This window comes from Facklamia sp. P12945 (genome assembly GCF_050409485.1).
In the GTDB taxonomy this organism is placed as follows: domain Bacteria; phylum Bacillota; class Bacilli; order Lactobacillales; family Aerococcaceae; genus Facklamia.
In genome coordinates this window covers 1-26998 of sequence record NZ_JBNUPJ010000021.1, presented here as the reverse complement: position 1 = coordinate 26998, position 26998 = coordinate 1, and the positions used below count along the sequence as shown (strand labels likewise).

The 26998-nt window shown below is 36.7% G+C and carries 21 protein-coding genes; all 21 read left to right on the top strand.

Annotated elements, in window-relative coordinates:
• Positions 1-197: 197 nt before the first annotated feature.
• The 21 genes from ACQV2X_RS07380 (at position 198) to ACQV2X_RS07280 (ending at position 26771) form a co-directional block, all read left to right on the top strand.
• Positions 198-923 (top strand): isoprenyl transferase, encoded by a 726-nt coding sequence (locus ACQV2X_RS07380; protein WP_428894386.1) that lies wholly within the window; start codon positions 198-200, stop codon positions 921-923.
• A gap of 25 nt (positions 924-948) precedes the next feature.
• Positions 949-1746, top strand: coding sequence for a phosphatidate cytidylyltransferase (locus tag ACQV2X_RS07375; protein WP_428873936.1), 798 nt, complete (start codon positions 949-951; stop codon positions 1744-1746).
• Between the two features lie 18 nt (positions 1747-1764).
• On the top strand, positions 1765-3018 hold the full coding sequence (rseP, locus tag ACQV2X_RS07370) for an RIP metalloprotease RseP (protein WP_428894385.1): 1254 nt from the start codon (positions 1765-1767) through the stop codon (positions 3016-3018).
• 84 nt (positions 3019-3102) lie between these two features.
• Positions 3103-7416, top strand: coding sequence for a PolC-type DNA polymerase III (locus ACQV2X_RS07365; protein ID WP_428894384.1), 4314 nt, complete (start codon positions 3103-3105; stop codon positions 7414-7416).
• A gap of 116 nt (positions 7417-7532) precedes the next feature.
• Positions 7533-8006: a ribosome maturation factor RimP gene (rimP, locus tag ACQV2X_RS07360; RefSeq protein WP_428873939.1), complete on the top strand. Its 474-nt coding sequence runs from the start codon at positions 7533-7535 to the stop codon at positions 8004-8006.
• A 24-nt stretch (positions 8007-8030) separates the two neighbouring features.
• Positions 8031-9284, top strand: a complete 1254-nt coding sequence (gene nusA / locus ACQV2X_RS07355) for a transcription termination factor NusA (RefSeq protein ID WP_428894383.1) — start codon at positions 8031-8033, stop codon at positions 9282-9284.
• A gap of 34 nt (positions 9285-9318) precedes the next feature.
• Positions 9319-9615, top strand: a complete 297-nt coding sequence (gene rnpM, locus ACQV2X_RS07350; RefSeq protein WP_428873941.1) for an RNase P modulator RnpM — start codon at positions 9319-9321, stop codon at positions 9613-9615.
• Positions 9612-9938 carry a L7Ae/L30e/S12e/Gadd45 family ribosomal protein gene (locus tag ACQV2X_RS07345; protein ID WP_428873942.1) on the top strand — a complete coding sequence of 109 codons (327 nt, stop codon included), beginning with the start codon at positions 9612-9614 and terminating at the stop codon, positions 9936-9938. The genes rnpM and ACQV2X_RS07345 overlap by 4 nt, the downstream gene beginning before the upstream one ends.
• A 22-nt stretch (positions 9939-9960) precedes the next feature.
• Positions 9961-12294: a translation initiation factor IF-2 gene (gene infB, locus ACQV2X_RS07340; RefSeq protein ID WP_428876532.1), complete on the top strand. Its 2334-nt coding sequence runs from the start codon at positions 9961-9963 to the stop codon at positions 12292-12294.
• 11 nt (positions 12295-12305) lie between these two features.
• Positions 12306-12692 (top strand): 30S ribosome-binding factor RbfA, encoded by a 387-nt coding sequence (rbfA, locus tag ACQV2X_RS07335; RefSeq protein ID WP_428873944.1) that lies wholly within the window; start codon positions 12306-12308, stop codon positions 12690-12692.
• Between the two features lie 160 nt (positions 12693-12852).
• Positions 12853-13773, top strand: a complete 921-nt coding sequence (truB, locus tag ACQV2X_RS07330) for a tRNA pseudouridine(55) synthase TruB (RefSeq protein ID WP_428894382.1) — start codon at positions 12853-12855, stop codon at positions 13771-13773.
• 3 nt (positions 13774-13776) lie between these two features.
• The gene (gene ribF / locus ACQV2X_RS07325) at positions 13777-14712 is read left to right on the top strand and encodes a riboflavin biosynthesis protein RibF (protein ID WP_428894381.1); all 936 of its coding nucleotides are present in this window, start codon (positions 13777-13779) and stop codon (positions 14710-14712) included.
• Between the two features lie 151 nt (positions 14713-14863).
• Positions 14864-15892, top strand: a complete 1029-nt coding sequence (gene hrcA, locus ACQV2X_RS07320; protein ID WP_428875320.1) for a heat-inducible transcriptional repressor HrcA — start codon at positions 14864-14866, stop codon at positions 15890-15892.
• Positions 15893-15905: 13 nt separating this feature from the next.
• The gene (gene grpE, locus ACQV2X_RS07315) at positions 15906-16538 is read left to right on the top strand and encodes a nucleotide exchange factor GrpE (protein ID WP_428894380.1); all 633 of its coding nucleotides are present in this window, start codon (positions 15906-15908) and stop codon (positions 16536-16538) included.
• A 51-nt stretch (positions 16539-16589) separates the two neighbouring features.
• The gene (gene dnaK / locus ACQV2X_RS07310) at positions 16590-18434 is read left to right on the top strand and encodes a molecular chaperone DnaK (RefSeq protein ID WP_428875319.1); all 1845 of its coding nucleotides are present in this window, start codon (positions 16590-16592) and stop codon (positions 18432-18434) included.
• 86 nt (positions 18435-18520) lie between these two features.
• Entirely contained in the window at positions 18521-19669 is a 1149-nt protein-coding gene (gene dnaJ, locus ACQV2X_RS07305) for a molecular chaperone DnaJ (RefSeq protein WP_428873950.1), read from the top strand.
• 250 nt (positions 19670-19919) lie between these two features.
• The gene (lepA, locus tag ACQV2X_RS07300; protein ID WP_428873951.1) at positions 19920-21743 is read left to right on the top strand and encodes a translation elongation factor 4; all 1824 of its coding nucleotides are present in this window, start codon (positions 19920-19922) and stop codon (positions 21741-21743) included.
• 277 nt (positions 21744-22020) lie between these two features.
• Positions 22021-22704: an N-acetylmannosamine-6-phosphate 2-epimerase gene (locus ACQV2X_RS07295; protein WP_428875318.1), complete on the top strand. Its 684-nt coding sequence runs from the start codon at positions 22021-22023 to the stop codon at positions 22702-22704.
• 19 nt (positions 22705-22723) lie between these two features.
• A complete protein-coding gene (locus ACQV2X_RS07290) occupies positions 22724-23620 on the top strand; it encodes an N-acetylneuraminate lyase (protein ID WP_428873954.1) in 897 nt (298 codons plus the stop codon).
• Between the two features lie 86 nt (positions 23621-23706).
• Positions 23707-25251: a sodium:solute symporter gene (locus ACQV2X_RS07285; RefSeq protein WP_428873955.1), complete on the top strand. Its 1545-nt coding sequence runs from the start codon at positions 23707-23709 to the stop codon at positions 25249-25251.
• Positions 25252-25856: 605 nt separating this feature from the next.
• Complete coding sequence (locus ACQV2X_RS07280) at positions 25857-26771, top strand: ROK family protein (RefSeq protein WP_428894379.1); 915 nt, start codon at positions 25857-25859, stop codon at positions 26769-26771.
• Positions 26772-26998: the final 227 nt, after the last annotated feature.

Below are 26998 nucleotides of genomic sequence, written 5' to 3'. Positions count from 1 at the left end.
AGCCCTCTAAATCACCATAGGTTGGTGATTTAAAGGACTTTGTCTACAGTCTGAATCAAGTCAAGAAGTCTTGACTTGATTTTTTATTATGAATGACTAGAATTTTATGATTAAACAACTTCTTCTAGTTTTCTTTTAATATACAATTTCTTTCTGCTATAATTAAAAGGTATTTATGCTACTGAAAGGAAACAACCATGAATTTAGATAATATGAAGATCCCTAACCATGTTGCAATTATTATGGATGGTAACGGTCGCTGGGCTAAAAAGCGTTTTTTACCTCGAGTAATGGGGCATAAAAAGGGAGTCGAGACCATCAAAAAAATTACTATTCGTGCACATCAACTTAAAATCAAGGTATTAACGGTTTATGCTTTTTCTACAGAGAATTGGTCGCGTCCCAAGGATGAAGTGGATTACTTAATGTCTTTGCCAAAAGACTTTTTTGAATCCTTCATGCCTCAATTAATGGAAAATAATGTTAAAGTTACCTATATTGGTAATGCTAATCGTTTACCTGAAGAAACTAAGAAAATCTTAGATCGAGCAGTAGAAAAAACGCAGGATAATAGTGGATTGATTTTAAACATTGCTTTAAATTATGGTGGACGTCAAGAGATAGTCCAAGCCATTCAAAGTATTAGTCAGGCAGTTTTAAAAAATGAAATAAAGCCAGAAGAAATTACCGAAGAATTAGTTGATCAGTCTCTAATGACTCAAGATCTTGCTTCATACTCAAATCCAGACTTGATGATTCGAACTTCTGGTGAATTAAGACTCAGCAATTTCTTATTATGGCAATTAGCCTATAGTGAATTCTATTTTACAAAGGTCTTATGGCCTGATTTTTCAACTGAAGACTTTGATCAAGCGATTGCAGCTTATAGTGAAAGACAGAGAAGATTCGGTAAAATCTCTTAAATGTTAGAAAGGAGTAGGGATCAAAATGAAACAAAGAATCATTACAGCAATTATTGGGATCTCTATTTATCTACCATTTGTCATCTTGGGTGGGAAATGGTTTAGCTATTGTATAATGTTGTTGGGTGCAATAGCCTTGTACGAAATGGCTGAGATGAAAAAAATCGATTATTTAAATGAAATAGGCTTAATATCAACTTTAGCCTTAGCCTCGGTCCTCTTACCAGAGAAATATTTTGGTCCTATTTTTTCTGAGGCAGACCCCTTGATGATTTTTTATTTAGCAGGAATGTTATTGTTGATTTTGACGGTTTATAATTATCAACGTTTTAATTTTGTAGATGCATCCACTTTAATTTTTGCTTCGCTTTATATAGGTTTTGGCTTTCGTTATTTAATAATGATTAGAGACCTTGGTTTAACGACTATTCTATATGTTCTTTTGGTGATTTGGTCAACGGATACTGGAGCTTATTTAATAGGTAGAAAGTATGGGAAGAATAAGCTGGCTCCCAGAATAAGTCCTAACAAAACAGTAGAAGGAGCTTTGGGTGGCGTAGCAACCGCTTTTGTAGTCGCTAGTATTTACAGTCTCTTTTTTACGGTTGAAATAAAAAATCCACAATATCTTGGCTTTTTAACCATTCTTATCTCTATAGCTGGTCAGTTCGGTGATTTAGTAGAATCCGCCTATAAGAGAGACTTTGGTGTGAAGGATTCGGGCAAATTACTTCCAGGACATGGGGGAGTATTGGATCGTTTTGATTCAACAATATTTGCCAGCATCATGTTTGTTGTATGGAATAACTTTTTAGGTGTTTAATTAGAAATGGAGTAAGCGATGTTAAAAACAGTTTTAGTTTTCTTAATTATCTTTTCGATTATTGTGATTATTCATGAGTTTGGGCACTTATATTGGGCTAAAAAAGCAGGCATCTTAGTGAGAGAATTTTCACTAGGGATGGGACCTAAAATCTTTTCAAAACAAGCCGAAGATGGGACAACCTACACTATTCGTGCTTTACCAATGGGAGGTTATGTTCGTTTAGCTGGCTTAAATGAAGAAGCTGAAGTTCAACCGGGACAATTTTTAGGTTTAACTTTCAATGAACAAAATAAGGTTATTAAAATTAACCTTAGTGAGACTAGTGATATCAATGAACTACCTGTTCGATTAGATAAGGCCGATTTGGTAAATGAGATGACTCTTGAAGTTTATGAACAAGGGGAAGATTATCTTAAAACTTATCATGTCCATCCTCAAGCAGAAATCATTGAAAAAGATGGAACCATTATTCGTGTAGCCCCCTTAGCAACGCGTTATGAATCAGTTCCAGTTTGGCATAAGATTCTCACTAATTTTGGTGGGCCACTTAATAACTTTATCTTATCGATTGTTGCTTTTGCGATAGTCGGTTTAATGCTTCCAGGAATTCCTACCACTACCAATCAAATAGGTCAAGTGGTTGAGGGCAGTCCTGCTGCAGGAGCTGGTTTGCAAGCTGGGGATCGAATCACTAAAGTTAATGAAGAAGAGACCAAAGATTGGCAAGGCTTAGTGGATTTAATTGCCCAATACCCTAAAGAGACAGTGCGATTAGAAATTCAAAGACAAGACCAAGTCATTAAAAAAGAACTCCAATTGGAGGAGAATGAATTGGGATATGGTTCGTTAGGAATTACCGTCAGTCAATCGACATCGCTTAAAGATCGTTTGTTTTTTGGTTTTACAGCTACCTATCGAACTTTCATCATGGTCCTTTCGGCCTTAGCCACATTATTTTCACGTGGTTTTGATTTAAATATGTTAGGAGGACCTGTGGCAATGGCTCAGGCAACTAGCACGGTTGCTAATGAAGGCTTGATCGATATGGTTGCTTTTCTTGCCTCCTTATCCACCAATCTAGGAATTGTTAATTTATTACCGATACCGGCATTAGATGGAGGGAAAATTGTCCTGAACTTAATTGAATTAGTTAGAGGTAAAGCTCTCAGCCAAGAAAAAGAAGGTTTAGTTACCATGGTAGGGGTTGTTTTAGTATTGATTTTGATGATTGCAGTTACTTGGAATGACATTATGCGAGCATTTTTCTAGGAACAAAATCCCTGTCTTTTACGGGTTTTTTTAAGTGATGCATTGTAAAATTAAATGCGACACAAGTAAAAAGAAAGGATTCATATGAGCAAAGAAAAAACTTTATTCGATGTTTTATTGGAGCAACTAAACATTACAGATCCAGACATTCTAAGTGCATTAGCAGGAGGTCAAATTGAGCAAGTGGAAGTTTTAGCAGACAGCCAACGCTGGATTTTTCATTTGAGATTCCCACAGCGGATTCACCCAGACCTCTATTACTTATTACTAACTACTATGCGACAGGCTTTTGCTCAAATAGTAGAAACCGAAATATGGTGGCACTTTGATAAGGCTGAAACTGATAATCTTCAGTTAATTGAGGATTATTGGGAAAAAATAAAAACTGTTATTATGAATGAGACACCTTTTTTAAGAGTTTGTTTACAAGATGCCTCCATTTCTTATGATGCAAGTACAAAACTATTTGAAATAGGTTTAGCGAGTCAGAGTCAAGTAGATACATTTGATAATAAATACGATCACATAATTAAAAGACACTTTGATCAAGTAGGCTTTAAAGGAATAAAAATCATTTACTATGTTGATCAATCCTTAAGCGATGCCACTCATTTAACAACTAAACAGCGTTTAGAAGAATTGGATCATCAAAACCTACTAGAAGCGATTGAAAATGAAGAGAAAAAACAAGAAAAGCAGAAACAATCAGTCAATATTAGTGAAATTAAGCCAGTAGGAAAAGACATCCCTAATATCACAGCTACTCCTATTATTGATTTGCTAGAAAATCAATACAAACAAGTAATCGAAGGTTATGTCTTCGCCAATGATATCCGTGATTTACGATCGGGAGAAATTTTATCCATCATGAAAGTGACGGATTATACTTCCTCTGTGGCTGTCAAATTAATTTCTGGACGACGCTTAACTAAGGAGCAAATTCATCAGTTTCAAGTAGGAGACTGGCTGAGAATGGAAGGGGATATGGTCCCAGATAATTATTCTGGTGAACTAGATTTTAGGCCTCGTTCGATTCGTAAGTTAAATCCTAAAAAACGTCAAGATAGCTTTGAAGGTCAAAAAAGAGTAGAGCTCCATTTACATTCTAATATGTCTCAAATGGATGCGACCAATAGTGTTTCAGATTATATTAAAACAGCGGCTCGATGGGGACATTCAGCTATAGCTATTACCGACCACGCTGGTGCTCAAGCTTTCCCAGAAGCTTATTATGCGGGTAAAGAAAACGATATTAAAGTGATTTACGGTATTGAAGCTAATATTGTTAATGATGGTGAAGCTATTGCTTATAATGAAAGTGATCATGATCTTTCAGAAGCTAATTATGTTGTTTTTGACGTGGAAACGACCGGATTATCCTCTGTCTATGATCGTATGATTGAATTAGCTGCTGTTAAAATGCACAAGGGGAATGTAATTGATACTTTCGAGGCCTTTATTAATCCTGGTCATCCACTTTCATCCTTTACAACAGAACTGACAGGCATTACCGATGCTATGCTAGAAGATGCACCAAGTGAAAAAGAAGTAATAGACAAATTTTTAGCATTTACACAAGACACCATTTTGGTGGCACATAATGCTTCCTTTGATATGGGCTTTATTAATCAAGCCTATGTGCGTCATGGCATAGCTATGAATAATTTACCAGTGATTGATACACTTGCCCTATCAAGGTTGGTAAACCCTAATATAAAAGGACACCGATTGAACAATCTTGCCAAGCGTTACGGTGTAACTTTAGAACAACACCACCGAGCTATTTATGACTCGGAAACAACGGGTCATATCTTGTTTAAGTTACTAGAACAAGCCAATGAGCAATATCAAATGACCCACCATAATCTGTTGAATAAAGAGATGGGTAAAGGTGATGCATATAAACAGATAAGACCTTTTCATGCTACTTTAATTGCTAAAAATCAAGCAGGTCTCAAAGATCTCTTTAAACTGATTTCTATTTCCAATGTGGAGTATTTTTATCGCGAACCCAGAATACCACGGTCTGTCTTAAATCAGTATCGAGAAAATTTACTTGTCGGTTCCGCTTGCTCCAATGGAGAAGTTTTTACAACCTTGATGCAGAAGGGTTATCAAGAAGCTAGTGAATTAGTAGGATATTATGATTATTTAGAAATTCAACCCCCTTCTGTCTATGACACCCTGATTGAAGAAACCTTGATTAGATCTCGTGAAGATTTATTTAAGATCATGCAAGGAATGGTTAAGCTAGCCAATGAACATAACAAGTTACTAGTGGCTACTGGAGATGTTCACTACCTAGAAGAACGGGATTCGATTTACCGTGAAATATTACTCAAGTCTTTAAAACGCAATGCTAATCGCGACCTCCATTTCCCACCACTCCATTTTAGAACGACTAATGAGATGCTAGAAGAGTTTTCTTTCTTAGGAGAAGATTTGGCTTATGAATTAGTGGTAACTAATTCGAATAAAATAGCCGATTGGGTCGAAGACGACATTGAAGTGATCCACTCAAAACTATTCACACCAAATATTGAAGGCTCTGATCAAAAAATTCGTGATTTGGCCTATGGCAAGGCCTACGAAATGTATGGAAATCCTTTACCAGAATTAATTGAAAAAAGATTGGAAAAAGAATTACATTCGATTATCTCTAATGGATTTGCCGTTATTTATTTAATTTCGCAAAAGCTGGTTCTAAAATCCAATCAAGACGGCTATCTAGTTGGGTCAAGGGGATCCGTAGGTTCTAGTTTTGTAGCGACAATGACTGGAATAACCGAAGTTAATCCTTTAGTGCCACATTATTACTGTCCGGATTGTCATTACAACGAGTTTTTTAAGGATGGCTCAGTTGGATCAGGTTTTGATCTACCGCCTAAAGCCTGTCCATCATGTGGTAAAGATTTAAAGCGAGACGGACAGGATATACCGTTTGAGACATTCTTAGGTTTTAAAGGGGATAAGGTACCCGATATTGATCTTAACTTCTCTGGGGAATATCAACCGCAAGCTCATGCTTATACTAAAGTTTTATTTGGAGAAGACCATGTCTTTCGTGCGGGGACTATCTCCACCGTTGCACAAAAGACGGCCTTTGGTTATGTGAAGGGTTATCTTGAAAATACCATGACCCAAGTGCCTCAAGCTGAAAAAGAGCGCTTGGCTAAAGGAATTGAAGGGGTGAAACGAACAACCGGCCAACACCCAGGTGGGATTATCGTTATTCCTGAGTATATGGATGTTTATGACTTTACGCCTATACAATTTCCAGCCGAAGATATTCATTCAGAATGGCGCACGACTCACTTTGACTTCCATTCTATTCATGATAATGTGCTGAAATTAGATATATTAGGACACGATGATCCGACCATGATACGTTTCTTACAGGATATTTCAGGTATTGATCCTCAAGATATTCCATTCTCTGATCCTGATGTGATGTCTTTGTTCTCAGGTCCTGAAGTCTTAGGTGTCACAAAAGAGCAAATTTTTTCTGATACAGGTACTTTAGGGGTACCAGAATTTGGGACCAGTTTTGTCAGAGGGATGCTGACTCAGACCAAGCCGTCAACTTTTGCGGAGTTGTTACAAATTTCTGGTTTATCGCACGGTACGGATGTCTGGTTGGGCAATGCTGAGGAGTTGATTCAAAAGAATATTGTACCCTTAGCTAAGGTAATTGGTTGTCGTGACGATATCATGGTGACACTGATGCAATATGGATTAGAAGATTCCTTAGCCTTTAAAATAATGGAACATGTTCGTAAAGGAAGAGGAATTCCTGATGACTGGCAAGCTGAAATGCGAGCGAATAATGTTCCAGAATGGTATATCGACTCTTGTCTGAAGATTAAGTATATGTTCCCTAAGGCTCACGCGGCTGCATACATCATGATGGCACTGAGGGTGGCATACTTCAAAGTTCACTATCCTAAATTCTATTATGCGGCTTACTTTTCGGTAAGGGCATCAGACTTTGATATCATTGCCATGCATCAAGGCAAGGAAATGGTTAAACATCGCTTAAGAGAAATTATGGCCAAGGGAATGGATGCTTCAGTAAAAGAAAATAGCTTGCGAACTGTTTTAGAACTAGCGAATGAAATGCTAGAAAGAGGGATAACTTTCCAAATGATTAATTTGGAAAAATCAGACGCCACTAAATTTATTATCGATGGCGAGAGTTTGATCCCTCCTTTTAGAACAATTCCTGGTTTGGGAATAGGGGCCGCTAAATCGATTGTAGAAGCTAGAGAGCAAGCAGCCTTTATTTCTAAAGAAGACTTACAAAAACGTGGTAAAGTTTCGAAAACAATTATGGAATATTTAGAAGAGAATGGTGTTTTAGCTGATTTACCAGATGAAGACCAGCTGTCACTCTTCTAACTTGTTGATGAATAGATAATATGATATACTCTATTTAGCAAATTATTCGAGGAGGAGTGGGCGGAAACGCTCGCTCTTTTATTATTCAACCAAAATAAAAATGAAGAGGTGAATTGATGAGTATTGTGATAGACAAAGTTCAGCCGCTAGTGGAGCCAATTATCGCATCCTTAGATTGTCAACTTATTGATATTGAATATCTAAAAGAAGGAAAGCATTGGTTTCTCCGTATCTATGCTGATAAGGAAGGGGGCATTGATTTAGATCATTGTGCTTTAATTTCAGAAAAAATTTCTGAAGTTTTAGACACTATGCAACCAGATCCTTTTCCGGAAGCTTACTTTTTAGAAGTTTCCTCACCAGGAGCTGAAAGACCTTTGAAAAATGAAGATCAAATTCGGTCAGCCATTGGTGAATATGTCCACTTTGATTACTATGCCCCTCAATACGGTGAAAAACAACATGAGGGCGTTCTTTTAGATGTGACGGAGGATTATTATCTATTGAAGGTTCCAATTAAAACAGTCACTAAAGAACTTGAAATTAATAAGAAGGGTGTCGCTAAGGCAAGACTTGCTGTTAAGTTTTAGCAAGATGAGATAGGAGAGTTAAGTGTGAGCAAAGAATTAGTAAATGCCATGAAGGTTCTTGAAGCAGAAAAAGGGATAAAGCCTGAAGTTATTAAAGAAGCTTTAGAGTCTGCTTTGATTTTGGCCTACAAAAAAAATTATGATCAAGCACAAAATGTGGAAGTTGTTTTTAACGAAGAAACCGGCGATATTAAAGTTTATTCAGTTAAGGAAGTTGTGGATATCAATTATGATTCTACTTTAGAAATTTCTCTAGAAGAAGCTTTGAAGATTAATCGTGCCTATGAAATAGGAGACAAGATTAAATTTGAAGTGACTCCTAAAGATTTCGGAAGAATTGCTACTCAAACCGCTAAACATGTCGTTATGCAAAGAATACGTGAGGCTGAAAGAGATATTATTTATGATGAATTTATTGTGCATCAAGATGAAATTTTAACAGGAATCATCGAACGTTCAGATGCTCGCAATGTTTATGTGAACTTAGGTAAAGTTGAAGCCATAATGCCGGCTAGTGAACAGATTCCAACTGAGCAATTTCAAATGGATGAACGGGTAAAAGTATACGTAGTCAAGGTAGATAAAACTAGCAAGGGGCCACAGATTGTTGTTTCACGCTCACATGCTGATTTCCTTAAAAGATTATTTGAGCAAGAAGTTCCGGAAATCTACGAAGGTGTTGTGGAAATAATCTCAATTGCTCGTGAAGCGGGCGACCGTTCGAAAGTTGCAGTTTCTTCGCGTGATTCTAATATTGATCCAGTTGGAACTTGTGTTGGTCCGAGAGGATCTCGAGTTCAAAGTATTGTCAATGAATTAAATGGTGAGAATATGGATATCATTCAATGGGATGAAGACCCCTCTACCTTCATAAAAAATGCTATGAATCCAGCAGAAGTGATTAATGTTGTGTTTGATGAAGATAATCATTCTTGTATTGTTGTGGTACCAGATTATCAGTTATCCTTAGCCATCGGTAAAAAAGGACAAAACGCTCGTTTAGCAGCTCGTTTAACTGGTTATAAGATTGATATTAAGTCTGAGACTAGCTATCAAGAATATTTAATTGAACAAAAAGCAGTTGAATCAACTGGACAAGAAGAATTAAATCTTGCAGAGGATTTAGATAATCTTGAAGAAATGCTTCAAGAGACTTCCAGCCAGTTAGATGACGATCCAGCAGAAGCTGATTTAGAATATCGTGAATCGGCAGAGGAATCACTTGATAAAGAGCTGGAGCAAGCGTTTGAAGAAACTGAAGAATCAGAGCAAGAATAAGCACTTAATTTATTAACATCAAAGGAGGATGGAAATGAGCCAAGCGAAAAAAAGAAAAGTTCCCATGCGCAAATGTGTTGTTACTGGTGAATCTCATCCCAAAAAAGATTTAATCCGTATTGTGAGAACCCCAGAAGGTACCATTGAAATAGACCCAACTGGTAAAAAGAATGGACGAGGAGCCTATATCTCCTTGGATCCAGAGTTAGCCATACAAGCGGAAAAGAAAAAAGTTTTTAATCGAACATTTGAAATGGAGATTGATAAAGAGTTTTATCAAGAACTTTATCGCTTTCTAGACCACCAAAAGGCGCGAAAAGAACTACTATGAGCCCAGAAGAAAAACAACTCAATTTATTAGGTTTGGCTCAAAGAGCCTCTAAGTTAATTTCCGGTGACGATTTAGTCACTAAAGCCACAAAGAACAAAAAAGTTAAACTTTTGATTTTAGCGATTGATGCCAGTGATTCCACTAGTGATCGCTACCATCGTTTGGCTAGTGAAAAAAAAATAGCCATTAATCATCGTTTTACAAAATATCAAATCAGCCATGCAATCGGCAAATCACGCACAATTTGCGGCATAACCGATCGAGGAATGGCTGAAAAATTTTTATCTTATGTGACAGGAGAAAATACAATGAATAATCAATAATACAAGATAGGAAGGTGTTTGTATGAGTACTATTCGTATATATGAATTTGCTAAACAAAACAATATGACTTCAAAAGAAGTCTTAGTGCTTGCTGAAAATAATGGTTTTGAATTTAATAGCCATATGTCCTCGGTAACGCAAGAACAACAAGAACAATTAAAGAAAGCTTTACAAAATAAGAAGACTAGTGGTAAACAAACCAAAAAGGATGTTAAGAAGACGGAAGCTACTAAAGAATCAAATCAAAAAAACAATCAACACAAAGATGCCAAGCAGCGCAAGGATGAAGACAAGTCGAAAGCTTCTAAAAAGCCTTCTTCTCAAAAAGATTCTCAAGCACAAGGTCATAATACAAACCCTAACACTAAGTCTAAAAATCCTAATGAAAAGGCAGCTTCTAAGCAAAAGAAATCAACTGATAGTAAACAAGCTGTAGAAGGTCAAAAAGCAAATCAAAGCAATCAAAGTAATTCTTCAAATAAATCCACTGGTGGATCCAAAAGAAGTCGTGGCGATCGCCGTCGTGGCCGTCGTGGTAAGCAAAATAGTAACTATCAAAAAGAGTCTAAAGGCTTAACAGCTCGTAAGCATAAAGACCTTCCAGAAGCGTTCTACTATACTGAAGGAATGAATGTACAAGATATTGCTAAAGGCTTCCACCGAGATGCAACTGAAATTATTAAAAAACTATTGCTACAAGGGGTAATGGTCAATCAAAACCAGGCACTTTCTAAAGAAGTGATTGAAATTATCTGTTTAGAATATGGCGTTGAACCTATTGAAAAAGTTGTTGTTGAAGTTTCAGACTTAGATCATTATTTTGAAGAAGCTGCTGCTGATGATAATCAAAGCATTCGTCCACCAGTTGTTACAATTATGGGTCACGTTGACCACGGAAAAACCAGTCTCTTGGACTCCTTCCGCCATTCGAGAGTAACTGAAGGAGAAGCTGGTGGAATTACTCAACATATTGGTGCCTATCAAATTGTTTTAAATGATAAGCCAATCACTTTTCTTGATACGCCAGGACATGCTGCCTTTACAACCATGCGTGCACGTGGTGCAGATGTGACTGATATTACAATTATTGTTGTTGCAGCAGATGATGGCGTGATGCCTCAAACGGTTGAAGCGATTAATCATGCCAAAGCTGCAGATGTACCGATAATTGTAGCGATTAACAAAATTGATAAACCTGAAGCCAATCCAGATAAGGTAATGACCGAATTATCTGAACATGGTATTATTTCTGAGGACTGGGGTGGCGAACATATCTTTGTTAATATTTCAGCTAAATACGGGACTAATTTGGATGAGTTATTAGAGATGATTCTTCTGGTTTCAGAAGTTCAAGAATTAAAAGCTAACCCAGACCGTTTAGCTTTAGGTTCAGTCATTGAAGCGCGCTTAGATAAAGCTACCGGTGCCACTGCGACTTTATTAGTTCAACATGGTACCCTACATATAGGGGACCCAATTGTTGTGGGTAACACCTATGGTAGAGTAAGAACAATGGTCAATGATCAAGGGCGTCGTATTCGCTCAGCTGGTCCATCCATGCCGGTGGAAATTACAGGCTTGAATGATGCTCCTCAAGCAGGAGACCAGTTTGTGGTCTTTGAAGATGAAAAAACAGCTCGTCAAGTTGGAGAAGAAAGAGCTCAGAAGGCTCAAGAACAACAAAGAGACCTTAAGAAGAAAGTTACTTTGGATAATCTTTTCGAAACCTTACAAGAAGGTGAGTTAAGATCAGTTAACGTAATCCTAAAAGCAGATGTACAAGGTTCAGTAGAAGCATTAGCTGCTTCATTGATGAAAATAGATGTGGAGGGAGTAAAAGTTAATATTGTCCATCAGGCGGTAGGAGCAATTAATGAGGCTGATATTACTTTAGCTAATGCCTCATCAGCAATTGTGGTAGGATTTAATGTTCGACCAACTCCTCAAGCAAAACAACAAGCAGAAGAAGAGCAAGTAGATATTCGTCTCCATAATATTATTTACAATGTAATTGATGAAATTGAAACAGCTATGAAAGGAATGCTGGACCCTGAGTATGTTGAGGAAGTAACAGGGCAAGCAGTAGTACGTGAAACCTATTCTGTTTCTAAATTAGGCACCATCGCTGGTTCATTTGTTTTAGATGGCTTCATTCAACGCACGAGCAAGGTACGCTTGATACGTGATAACATCGTTATTTACGAAGGAGATCTAGCCAGTTTGAAACGTTTTAAAGATGATGCTAAAGAAGTAAACAAAGGATTAGAATGTGGAATTATGATAGAAGGCTATAATGATATCAAAGTCGATGATATTATTGAAGCCTATCGCATGGTCGAAGTTGAACGTAAATAAAGGAGTATGAAATGGTTAAATATCGTATAGGACGTGTTCGTCAAGAAATAATGCGAGAAGTTAATGATATTCTTCTAAAAGAGATTAAAGACCCTCGTGTTGAAGGGGTTACTATTACTGATGTAGAGCTTACAGGCGACTTACAAAATGCTACAATTTTTTATTCTACTTTAAGTGATAAAGCCGGAGAAAGACAAAAAACAAGTGATGGTTTGAAAGCAATAACAGGTAAAGTTCGCTCGGAACTTGGAAGTCGTTTAAGTCTTTATAAGGTTCCTGAAGTTAAATTTGAAAGAGACCAATCAGTAGACTATGGTAGTCGAATCGATTCATTATTAAATCAATTGCATGAATCTGAATCTTTTGATGAAGCAAGCTCAGTTCAGACGGAGCAATAATCTTAAGTTTTCACAAATCAAGAGCTGTTTTTTCACTGCTCTCATTAAATGAGAGGCGGTAAAACAGCTCTTTTATTCTTGTAGAATTAAGAATCTTGCTTGGAAGCAAGTGCCAATTAAAGTATAATCATAATTGTTATTAATAAAGGGGTTGGCTTGAATGAACGGAATTGTCGCTGTTTGGAAAGAAAAGGGCATGACGAGTCATGATGTAGTATTTAAAATGCGTAAGATTTTTCAAATGAAGCGTGTAGGCCATTGTGGGACCTTGGATCCTGAAGTTGAGGGCGTTTTAGTTGTCTGTTTAGGACAGGCAACCAAGTTAGTTGAAATACTAATGGATAGCAAAAAGATCTATCAAGGAGAAGTCACTTTAGGTCAAGCCACCGATACGGAAGATGCCCAGGGACAAGTTATTGCAAAGAAATTAGTAGAACAAGCCGTTGATGATCAAGTTATTGATCAAGCTATGGCTTCATTAACAGGCAAAATCAGCCAGATTCCTCCTTATTACTCGGCGGTCAAGGTCAAAGGGAAAAGACTCTATGAATATGCCCGAGCAGGTATTGAAGTAGAAAGGCCTGAACGTCAAGTATCTATCGACTACTTCAAGCGTTTAGCTCCGTCACAATATCACACCAGTGAAAAAAGGCAAACTTTCTCCTTTGAAGTAAAGTGCAGTAAAGGGACCTATGTCAGAACCTTAGCGGTAGATTGCGGTAAGTTATTAGGATATCCTAGCCACATGTCCCAATTAGTGCGAACTCAAGCAGCGGGTTATCGTCAAGCGGATAGTTATCGCTTAGATGAATTAAGGCAATTAGCAGAAAAAGACTCCTTAAATACAGCTGTTCACCCCATTGAAACGGCAGTTTCTGACTATGCAAAAATCCAACTAAATCCAGAACAGTTTACAGACATTAAACATGGAAAAGTTTTAGACATTAATTATTTTAATGTCAGGCTTATTGAACCAACTGCCTTATTTTATCAAGACCGTTTGTTAGCAATTTACGGCCCACATCCTAGCAAAGAGAATTTAATAAAACCTATTAAGATGTTTCCAATGGAAGGAGTTTAAGCCTTGCAGACAATTTATTTAGCACATCCTTACGATCAAGAACAACTATATGACCAACCAGTCGTTTTAGCTCTAGGCTTTTTTGATGGTGTTCATTTAGGCCATCAAGAAGTTATCAAAAAGGGGCGTGAATTAGCAGATCATTATCAAGTCCCTTTAGCTGTCTTAACTTTTAACCATACTCCTCGTCTTGTTTATCAACAGATCCATCCGAATCACTACTTTTATTTAAGTGATAACCCTCGTAAAATAGAACTGATGGAGGTTAATGGAGTAGATATTTTATATATTGCTGAGTTCACTTCAGCCATGGGAGCTCAGAGTCCACAAGCGTTCGTGGACAGCTACATGGTTAATTTGAATGCCGTTCATGTGGTGGCAGGTTTTGACTATACCTACGGTCTGAAAGAGATAGCTAATATGCAAACTTTAGTCGACCACAGCCAGGGACGCTTTAAAATTAGCGAAATTCCTAAAAAGACAATCGGTGACCATAAGATTTCTTCAAGTGAAATTCAATACCAGCTATCAAATGGTAATATTGATTTAGCTAATCAAGAATTAGGTTACATTTATGAAACCAGAGGACTTGTCATCAATGGCTTAAAAAGAGGGAGAAAACTAGGTTTTCCGACAGCGAATGTGGCAATGGATTATGGTCAGTTAACACCTGGCATAGGGGTGTATATTGTCGAAATTTGTGTTCAAGGCCAATGGTATATGGGCATGGCATCTATTGGATATAATATTACCTTTGATGATGTGAAAGAACTCTCCATTGAAGTTTATATTTTAGATTTTGACCGCATGATTTATGGGGAAAAGGTTCGTATTAAGTGGCATCATTACTTGCGTGGAGAGATTAAATTTGATGGTATTGAAGGTTTGATTAATCAACTTGAAAAGGATCAAGACCACACACGGGCTTACTTTAAATAATCAAGGATCGATAGACATAATTAGCACTTTCGAATTGAGAGTGCTAATTTTTTTAATTTTATGGGCATAATCCCTTGACAAAGGTGATGGAGGATAGTAAGATAGAGACAGTTAGCACTCGGTATGAATAAGTGCTAATAATGTGAGGTGATTGATCATATTAACAGCCAGACAACACCAAATCTTAGAATTAATTGTTCGCCTTTATGCAAATTTAGAGGCACCAATCGGGTCAAAGACTTTACTCAAGGAGAGTTTTCTTGATATAAGTCCGGCAACTGTTCGGAATGAGATGGTTGTTTTAGAAAAAAACGGCTTTCTGGTTAAGGCACATACATCAAGTGGTAGAATACCTTCTTATGAAGGCTATCGTTATTATGTAGATCGTCTGATCACTAAAATTGAGAATGATTCATGGGAGCAATCCTATGAAGCAGATCTCAAAGCAGTTAGCGAAATCTTCTTAAATCGCCGACAAGAGAATTTTAAGATGGCGAAAATTGCTGCGGATTTATTGGTCTCATTAACTGGATTACCTTGCTTGGTTTTTGGACAGAATAATGAAGAGCATCGAGTGGCTGACTTTAAGTTAGTGCTTTTAAGTAACCATCAAATAATGGCTATTTTATTATCGGATCAAGGACATGTGGAAAATAAAATGTTCCAAACCTTATATCCGGTTGAGGATGATGATTTACGTCAAATGCGTTCAATTCTTAATTCAGAATTGCGAGGTATTACATTAGAAGATGCTTATCAGCGGACTAAATTAACTATTCCGATGATTATGCAAAGACAATTGTCAACTTCGATTGATTTTTCTCCTTTAGTTGAGAAGTCAATTCAACAAGTTAAAGGAACGCGTTATTTTGTTTCTGGCAAGAATAATCTTTTTGATTGTTTGGATCAGCGTTATTCCAACAATGAATACAAAAAATTATTCAATTTGATTGATGGATCGAATGAATTATTTGATCTCTTTGAACAACGTCAAGATGGAATCGAAGTTCTTTTCGGACAAGAGTTTGCTCCGCAAGGGATGCGTCATTTATCTTTAGTGACGGGAACCTTCACACAAGACTTAAGCAAAATGTCTTTAAGTATCTTAGGACCTTCGACGATGCATTATTCACGCATGATTGTCCTTATGGAGCAGATATTAAAAGAATTTAATCAATAAAGGAGGTCATCAAGTGACAGAAGAAAATAAAAAGAGGAATGACAAGCAATCTTCTGCAGAACTTAACGATGAAAAAGAAAAGTTAGTAGAAGATGAAGTCATTGAAAGTTCAGCAGAAAAAAATCAGGATAGTCTGAATAATGATGTAAATGATGTAAATGAAGAAACTGAAGCAGCGCCAGTAGAGGAAGTTTCTTCCATTGAAGATGAATTAAGAGAAAGTATTCAGAATTTGGAGGATCGAAATTTACGTCTACAGGCTGAAATTGCTAATATGCAACGATCTAATAGTCGTGAAAGACAAGAAGCTGCTAAATATCGATCTCAATCTTTAGCTAATAAATTAATAGATGCTATTGATAATCTTGAACGCGCTTTGCAAATCAAAGCAAGTTCAGAAGAGAGTCAAGCAATCCACAAAGGGATCCAAATGGTGTATGATCAAATCTTACAAGCATTTAAAGAAGAAAAAATTGAAGTGATCAATCCCTTAAACGAAATATTCGATCCAAATTATCATCAAGCGGTAACCACCCAACCAGCGGCTGAAGGACAAGACACTGATATTGTAGTGAATGTTCTACAAAAAGGATACATCCTTAATGATCGCATCATTCGCCCGGCCATGGTAATTGTGTCCGCCTAATTATTAAGCACTTAGTTTTAACCAAAATAAATTTTTAAAGGAGTAGATTATATGTCTAAAATTATAGGTATTGACTTAGGTACAACAAACTCTGCTGTTTCCATTTTAGAAGGTGGAGAAGCAAAGATTATTACTAACCCAGAAGGAAACCGTACCACTCCATCTGTAGTAGCTTTCAAAAATAATGAGATTCAAGTGGGTGAAGTAGCTAAGCGTCAAGCAGTTACAAACCCTGACACAGTAGCTTCCATCAAACGTCATATTGGAGAAGATAACTTTAAGACTGAAATGGGTGGTAAGAGCTATACACCTCAAGAGATTTCAGCTATGATTTTACAACACTTGAAATCATTTGCTGAAGATTACTTAGGCGATAAGGTTGAGAAAGCAGTTATCACTGTTCCTGCTTATTTTAACGATGCTCAGCGTCAAGCAACTAAAGATGCTGGACGTATTGCAGGTTTAGAAGTTGAACGTATTGTTAACGAGCCAACCGCTGCAGCTTTAGCGTATGGTTTAGATAAAACCGATGCTGAAGAAAAAGTCCTAGTCTTTGACTTAGGGGGAGGAACTTTTGACGTTTCAATCCTTGAATTAGGCGATGGCGTATTTGATGTATTATCTACAGCAGGGGATAATAAACTAGGTGGAGATGACTTTGATAATAAAGTTATCGACTTCTTAGTTGAAGAATTTAAAAAAGAAAACTCTATTGACCTTTCTAAAGATAAAATGGCTTTACAGCGCCTGAAAGACGCTGCAGAAAAAGCTAAGAAAGATCTTTCTGGTGTGACTTCTACACAAATCAGCTTACCATTTATTACAGCGACAGCTGATGGGCCATTACACTTAGAAACAACTTTAACTCGTGCTAAATTTGATGAGTTAACGCATGACTTAGTAGAAAGAACTAAAGGGCCAGTTCGTCAAGCCTTGAAAGATGCTGGTTTAAGCAAATCTGAAATTGACGAAGTAATCTTGGTAGGAGGATCGACACGTATTCCTGCTGTACAAGAAGCCGTTAAGAAAGAAACTGGAAAAGATCCTAACAAATCGGTTAACCCAGACGAAGTAGTTGCTATGGGTGCAGCTATCCAAGGTGGCGTTATCTCTGGTGATGTTAAAGACATCGTTCTATTAGATGTTACGCCATTATCACTTGGTATCGAAACAATGGGTGGTGTATTCACTAAATTAATTGACCGTAACACTACTATCCCAACTTCTAAATCACAAGTCTTCTCTACAGCAGCTGACAATCAACCAGCAGTAGATGTTCACGTTTTACAAGGTGAGCGTGAAATGGCAGCAGATAATAAGACTTTAGGTCGTTTCCAATTAACTGATATTCCAGCAGCACCTCGTGGCATTCCACAAATTGAAGTTACCTTTGATATTGATAAAAACGGTATTGTGAACGTTTCAGCCAAAGATTTAGGTACTCAAAAAGAACAAACGATTACTATAAAATCTTCTTCAGGTTTATCCGATGAAGAAATCGAACGTATGGTTAAAGATGCTGAGGCAAATGCTGAATCCGATAAGAAACGTCGTGAAGAAGCTGATTTACGCAACGAAGTCGATCAAATGATCTTTACAACTAATAAGACTATCGATGAATTGAAAGATAATGATAACATTTCTGAAGATGAATTGACTAAAGCAGAAACAGCTCGTGATGAATTGAAAGCAGCTGTTGAAGCAAATGATTTAGAAGAAATGAAAACAAAACGTGATGCATTAAATGAAGTGATTCAAAATCTATCCGTTAAACTTTACGAGCAAGCTGCTCAACAAGCTCAAGCTGCTCAAGAAAATCAAACAGATGCCTCTGATGCTCAATCATCTTCTGATGATAATATTGTCGATGCTGACTTTGAAGAAGTCGACGAGTAATTAAGACATACTTTAGCAAGAGTCTAGGCTAAGTCCTCGACTCTTGTCTTTTATCAGGAGAATTAAAATGTGTAAGGAGGGACAAAATGGCAAATAAAAGAGACTATTATGATGTCTTAGGTGTATCTCGCGATGCCAGTGATGCTGACATTAAAAAGGCTTATCGTAAACTGTCCAAAAAATACCATCCGGATATTAATAAAGATGCAGGAGCTGACGAAAAGTTTAAAGAAGTTGCAGAAGCTTATGAGGTCCTAAGTGATAGTCAAAAGCGGGCTGCTTATGATCAATACGGCCATGCTTCAACGGATCCTAACTTTGGAGCCGGCTTTGGCGGTGGTGGTTTTGGTGGCTTCTCTGGTGGTGCAGGCTTTGGCTTTGAAGATATCTTTGATACTTTCTTTGGTGGATCTGCTGGAGGAGGACGAAGAGCCAATGCTCCTCGTAAGGGTAATGACCTACAATATCGTATTAATTTAACCTTTGAAGAGGCTATTTTTGGTAAAGAAACGACCATAAAATATAATCGTAATGAGGAATGTCATACCTGTCACGGAACAGGTGCCAAGGAAGGCACTGAGCCCGTTACTTGCCACAAGTGTCATGGCACAGGGACTATTCAGGTAGAACGAAACTCTCCTTTTGGTCGTGTGATGACGCAAACCACATGTGATGTCTGCGGTGGGACAGGTAAAGAAATTAAAGAAAAATGTACCACTTGTCATGGTTCTGGTATAGAATCCGTTAGTCATTCTGTTAAAGTGACTGTGCCAGCAGGTGTTGAAGAAGGTAATCAAATTCGCCTCTCAGGTCAAGGTGAGGCGGGTTCAAATGGTGGACCTTATGGAGACCTTTATGTAGTTTTCCATGTTGAACCAAGTAAGGAATTTAAACGAGATGGTACGGAAATCTATTACACGCTACCCATCACTTTCTCTCAAGCGGCCTTGGGTGATGAAATCCAAGTTCCAACGGTACATGGTAAGGTGAAGTTAAAGGTTCCAGCTGGCACACAAACAGGGACCACTTTCCGCTTAAAAGGCAAAGGAGCACCGAGTGTTCGCTCAGGTTATACGGGAGATCAACAAGTAACGGTTAAAGTCGTTACTCCTTCTAAACTGACTGACAAACAGCATGAATTATTTAAACAGTTAGCTAAAGAAATGGGTGCTAATGTTAAAGAGCAAGAAGGTGGCTTCTTTAATAAGATGCGTGATATTTTTCATGGTGAATAAAAATAGGCTAGCATCAGGGTATTCAATATGCTCTGATGCTTTTTACTTGCTTAGAAAAGTTTTAAATCAATTGGAATCAAAATAAGATTGATTAGCTTCTAGATAGGAAATTTTAAAGAATAAATAAAGATTTTATTGAGTAGTTCATTTATTAAAATACCATAGTGAAAGAAAACTATTCAAAATCACTCATTTTTGATAAGATAGACCTTAGCTATTGATAAGAGGCTTGAAAAGGAAGTGAAGTCAAGTGAATATAGAAGAAATGAAGAATAGACAAGAAAGAATCCGTAATTTTTCGATAATTGCGCATATTGACCATGGTAAATCCACACTAGCTGATCGTATTTTACAACAAACACATACAGTGGCTGATCGTGATATGCAAGAGCAATTGTTAGATTCCATGGACTTGGAAAGAGAACGAGGAATTACCATTAAATTGAATGCAGTGGAACTGACTTATCGGGCTAAAGATGGCATTGATTATATTTTCCATTTAATCGATACCCCTGGTCACGTCGATTTTACTTATGAGGTTTCAAGATCTTTGGCTGCTTGTGAAGGAGCCATTCTAGTAGTCGATGCAGCACAAGGAATTGAAGCCCAAACCTTGGCTAATGTGTATTTAGCAGTGGATAATGATTTAGAAATATTGCCTGTTATTAATAAAATCGATCTGCCTTCAGCCGATCCTGAAAGGGTTCAAAAAGAAATTGAAGATATTATCGGCATCGATGCCTCAGAAGCGGTTTTTGCTTCTGCCAAGTCAGGCATCGGTATTGATGAGATTTTAGAGCAAATAGTTGAGAAAGTTCCTGCACCAATGGGAGATATAGAAGACCCCTTACAGGCTCTTATTTTTGACTCTGCTTATGATGCTTATCGTGGGGTTGTTTTAAATATTCGAGTGATGAATGGTATGGTCAAACCAGGTGACACCATCCGTCTAATGAGTAATGGTAAAGAGTTTGAAGTGATTGATGTTGGAATCTTCTCACCGAGTCCTCTCAAAAGAGACTTCTTGATGGTAGGAGATGTTGGCTATCTAACCGCAGGTATAAAGACCATTCAAGATACCCGTGTAGGAGATACTATAACCCTAGCGGATAATCCTGCTGAGGAGGCCTTGGATGGTTACCGCAAATTAAATCCAATGGTTTTTGCCGGTCTCTATCCGGTTGACTCGGCCGATTATAATGACTTGCGGGAAGCACTTGAAAAGTTACAATTAAATGATGCTTCTTTACACTTTGAACCAGAAACATCGCAAGCCCTAGGCTTTGGTTTCCGAACAGGCTTTTTAGGTTTACTGCATATGGATGTTATTCAAGAAAGACTTGAGCGTGAATTTGATATTGATTTAATTACCACTGCTCCGTCAGTTATTTACCGTGTTGAAAAGACGGATGGGGAAGAGCTTTTGATTGACAACCCATCTGAAATGCCAGATCCAACAGAGATTGATAAGATTTTTGAACCTTATGTAAAAGCGACTATTATGGTACCAAATGATTATGTGGGCGCTGTAATGGAACTATCTCAACGCAAGCGTGGTAACTTTATTACGATGGATTATCTGGATGATTTCCGGGTAAATGTAATTTATGAACTACCAATGGCTGAAATTGTGTATGATTTCTTCGATAAGTTGAAATCATCAACCAAAGGCTATGCTTCCTTAGATTACGAATTAATTGGCTATAAAGAGTCTAATCTAGTAAAATTAGAAGTTTTACTTAATTCTGATGTCATTGATGCCTTCTCGATTATAGTGCATAAAGATTTTGCCTATAATCGCGGTCGTGCTTTAGTTGAAAAACTAAAAGGGATTATCCCACGTCAAATGTTTGAAGTACCTGTCCAAGCAGCTATTGGACATAAGATCATCGCACGAACAACCATTAAGGCTTATCGAAAAGATGTTACAGCTAAATTATATGGTGGAGATGTCTCCCGTCGTAAGAAGTTATTAGAAAAACAAAAAGAAGGTAAAAAGCGGATGAAATCAGTCGGTAACGTTGAAATTCCACAAGAAGCTTTCATGGCTGTCTTACAAATGGATGAAGAATAAAAGAATAACGGTTCATAAAAACCTATCTTTGAGAATTCAAAGATGGGTTTTTCTTATTACTATAAAGCAATATTAATTTTCATTTTGAACCAACCCCTTTTAGAGAATGTAAGTAAGCTACTTTTATGATAAATAATCAATTAAAATCTTTTTAAATAAGTATAATAAAAGTTTTTGTTTTCAGAAAACTCACTGTCTTTTCATAAAATATTGAAATGCTACAAAGTGATGTGTATAATTTTAAATTAGAAAGCGCTTTGATAAAGGAGGTTATTGAATGATTGAAGGAATAAAAGGGGAATTAATTGTTTCTTGTCAAGCTTTAGAAGATGAACCTTTGCACAGTTCTTTTATCATGTCACGAATGGCCTTAGCTGCTAAAGAAGGTGGAGCTAAAGGTATTCGTTCGAATTCAGTTGAAGATATTAAAGCAATTAAAGAACAAGTCGATTTGCCAATTATTGGCATTATTAAACGGGTTTATGATGGAGCTGATGCTTTTATTACACCTACGATGACTGAAGTGGATGAGTTAATGCAAGCAAGGCCGGAAATCATAGCAATTGATGCAACTGCATCTACGAGGCCATACGGGGAATCATTAAGTGATTTAATGGTAAAGATTAAAGAAAAGTATCCCCAACAAAAGCTGATGGCTGATTGTTCAACCTTAGAAGAAATGAAAATGGCTGAACAAATTGGTTTTGATTATATTGGTACAACCTTGGTAGGTTATACTCAACAAAGTAAGAAAGATAAGATAGAAAGCAATGATTTTCAACTCATCCGTCAAGCGGTTGAAACAATCAATAAACCAATTATTGCTGAAGGTAATATTGATACTCCTGAAAAAGTAAGACACGTTTTAGAGCTTGGGGTATATAGTGTAGTAGTTGGTTCAGCTATCACTAGACCTCAATTAATTACAAAAAAATTTGTCGAAGCTATTCATAACCAATAGATTAATAGGGGGAAATAAAATGACAAAAAAAACAGCTAGAGAAATCAAAGGTATTATCTCAGCCCTCTTGGTACCCTTTGATTCAAAGGGCAAAGTTAACGAAGCAGGGCTACGTCAAGTAGTCCGTCATAATATTGATAATATGAAGGTAGCAGGGCTATATGTAGGAGGCTCAACTGGTGAAAATTTCTTATTAGATATGGCCATTAAAAAACAAATTTTTGAAATTGTTAAAGATGAAGTGAAAGACCAAGTGAAACTCATTGCACAAGTTGGTGGTCCCAATGTTTATGAAGCAATTGAACTCGGTAAATTTGCGACAGATTTGGATTATGACGCAATTTCAGCAGTAACTCCTTTTTATTATAAGTTTTCATTCGCTGAGGTTAAACAATATTATAAAGATATTACAGAAGCTGTTGATAATGACTTAATTATTTATTCAATCCCAGTTCTTACAGGTATTAATATGGGGATGGCAGAATTTAAGGAATTATTTGAATTAGACAATATTGTTGGTGTTAAGTTTACTGCTGCAGACTTTTTCTTATTAGAACGATTACGTAAAGCGTTTCCAGATGTACTAATCTATTCAGGTTTTGATGAGATGCTTTATCCAGCTGCTATCTATCATGTTGATGGAGCAATCGGATCGACATATAACGTAAATGGTTTGCGAGCTCGTGGCATTTTAGAAGCTGTCAATGAGGGCAACCATGAGAAAGCACTTAAGCTACAAAATGAGAGTAATGATTTAATTGAAGCAGTGCTAGCAAACGGTTTATATCCAACTCTTAAAAGTATTTTACAATTACAGGGTGCGAATAAAGGGGAGTTTTTAAGTCGTAAACCGATGGCTTCGATGACAGCCGACCAAAAAGAAGAAGCAGAACGAATTTTTAAAAATTATTTATAATTAATTAAAAAGACTTAGGTAATTAAAGAATATTTTATATAGCGTTATGCTTCACGAAGCATGTGAAATTGAAAAGGAGTTTAACTATGGCACAAGAAGGCTTTACAACAATCGATTTTATTATTTTAGTTATTTATTTAGTAGCTGTTTTGTTTGCTGGATTACTGTTTTCTAAGAAAGATATGATTGGTAAAGAGTTTTTCAAAGGAGATGGCTCAATCCCTTGGTATGTAACTTCGGTTTCTATTTTCGCAACCTTGTTAAGTCCGATTTCTTTCATGACTTTAGCAGGTAACTCCTATAAGGGAACTTGGCTATTGTGGTTTGCGCAATTAGGGATGATTATTGCAATTCCTTTTGCTATAAAATTTTTCCTGCCTATTTATGCCAGAATGGATATTGATACTGCTTATGATTATTTAGAGCAACGGTTTAACTCTAGACTTTTGCGAGCAATCGGTGCTATTTTGTTCATTATCTATCAAATTGGTCGTATGTCTATTATTATGTATCTACCCTCTGCTGCTTTAGCCACATTAACTGGAATCTCAGTCAATTGGCTAATTGTGGTAATGGGTGTAATTGCGATTATTTATTCTTATACTGGTGGGATTAAATCAGTTTTATGGACCGATTTTATTCAAGGATCTGTTTTGTTAGTAGGTGTTGCTGTGACTCTAGGCTTTTTAGTCAAGGACTTAGACGGCGGTTTCCAACCAATCATGAATTTGTTAGCTAAAGACAAATTTATTGCCCCTAACGAACCGATTTTTGATCCGAACCTTTTAAAATCTTCTATCTTTTTACTAGTTGTTGGCGCTGGCTTTAATACACTGTCATCTTATATTTCAAGTCAGGATATCGTGCAACGGTTCACTACCACTCAAGATATTAAAAAATTGAATAAAATGATGTTTACCAATGGTGTCTTATCTATTTTTATTGCGACTATGTTTTATCTTATTGGGACGGGATTATTCGCTTATTATCAATTACAAAATCCGAGTGATCCTGGCGCTTTAGTAGCTCAAGATCAAGTGTTTACTTACTATATAGCCTATCGTTTACCAGTTGGTATTACCGGTGTTCTTTTAGCAGCTATTTTTGCTGCCAGTCAATCAACTCTATCGACAGGTTTGAACTCTGTCGCTACCTCATGGACATTGGACATACAAGAGGTGATTTCTAAGAATTTAGATGACGCCAAACGAACTCAAATTGCGCGTTGGATTTCTTTAGGCGTTGGAATTTTCTCCATTATTATCTCAATTATTCTTGCACACTCTGATATTAAATCAGCCTATGAATGGTTTAATGGATTCATGGGACTCGTTTTAGGGGTTCTAGGTGGAGTCTTTATGCTAGGGGTATTCTCTAAAAAAGCTAACAAAATTGGTGCTTATGCTGCACTCATTGTTTCAAGTTTAGTAATGATTTTCATTAAATACGGTCTTCCTGCAGAAAAGGTAAGCATTTGGGTTTATTCGCTTATTTCAATAGGCGTATCTTTAATTGTCGGTTATCTTGTATCGATAATGGTTAAAGATGAGACATCGACTGCTCCAAAATTCACCACTGTCTATGATATTTCTGAGATTAAAGCGAATAATGACTGGTTGGTAAGACATTAATGAAACTTTATGATTTAAATCAAATAGATCAAATCAAGCGAGAAGCTATACTAAGAGTCATTAACTTTTAAAAGAAAATAATGACTTAAGTGATTGCCAGCTTGGCCCCATATGATTTCCGATGACTTTTATTTTAATATCTTAGAATAGGAGATTACGACAGATGACCATAGAGTTTGGCAAAGTTATCCTAGCTATCTTGATGTATTTGTTCCTACTAAAGGTCAGGAAAAAATTTGGCATAACTTTAATGGAAATGTTCAATGAAAAGATTATGTAGAAAAGGATGGCTGGCAAAAACCTCACGCTCAACCATTATCGGAATGAATCATTCAGCCTGGACAAATCTTAGTTTTTGATCGTGAAGATATTCAAAATTGTTGAACAGATAGAAACAATTAAAAAAGCTGTTTTTAAGGGGAAATATGAACTGTGTAACATTTTAAGTAGGGAAAGGGCTAAGCGTCTTTTCCCTATTTTTAAGGTGGTAGGTAAGGAAAAAAAGGAATAATTAGTAATAAGGCCATTAAATGATGACTACTCTAAAAATAGAATAAGATATATTATTTCTATCACTGTAATTTTGTATAAGAGGAAGTGAAAAAATGCATATACTAGCGATTGATATTGGCGGTACAACGATAAAAAGTGATGTTTATGATGAGAAGGGGCATTCTTTTAATTATTTTAAAGAAGAGGAAACACCGATAGATTCCTTAAAAAAATCAAATCATATTATGGAATATGTTTTAAATTTAGTTGGTGAAACGATTAAAAGTCTTAAGCAAATCAACAAAAAGTTAGAGGGTGTTGCTATTTCTTCAGCAGGGGTAGTCGATCCTGAACAAGGAAAGATAGTTTATGCAGGTTATACAATTCCTGACTATGTAGGAACTGATTTTAAGCAAGCCATTAACCATCACTTTGATTTACCTTGTGTTGTTCTAAATGATGTCAATGCGGCAGCTTTTGCTGAATTTTCAATTGGAGCTTTTGCACGCAATTGTTCATTAGTTTGTTTGACTATTGGCACGGGTGTTGGCGGGGCTTTAATCCTTAATGGTCAATTGTATCATGGAGAAGGTTTTTCTGCCGGCGAAGTTGGTTACTTACCTGTTAATGGTAAAAGATTTCAAGATGTAGCATCGACGACTGCTATGCGTCAATACTTTGAACAGCTCACTGGAGAAAGTAATACTAATGGAAAAATAATTTTTGAAGCCTATAAAACTAATCATCCAGCCGCAATCGAAACAATTAACTGGTTTGCTGAAAACTTTTCAGAAGGATTACTTCCAATTATTTATTTGATAAATCCAGAGTACATTGTTTTAGGAGGCGGTATTATGAATCAACATAAAATATTGTTACCAATTATTTTAGAAAAATTGGCTGCAAAAATTGAAAATAATATTTTTCTGCCTAAAGCTATCCTAGCTGCAAAGTATAGTAATGAAGCTGGAAGAATTGGAGCTCTTTACTACTTTATTAAAAAGTATGGAGTTTGTTCTACAAATTAAAAACTAACTCAAAACTATTCTTATGAATTGACCCCAAAAGTTCGAGTTAAAAACTAACTTTTGGGGGTCCTTTTATGTCTAAAAATAGGCTTCTGAATTGAAAATGAAAGTGATTGAAGGGTATTTAGAAGGAAAAGTAGGTTACTAGGCTTTAACAAAAAATAGGGGATTTCTTCACCTTCTTTAGTCAAGAATCGGGTTTACACTTATAAAAGATAGGGGGCAAA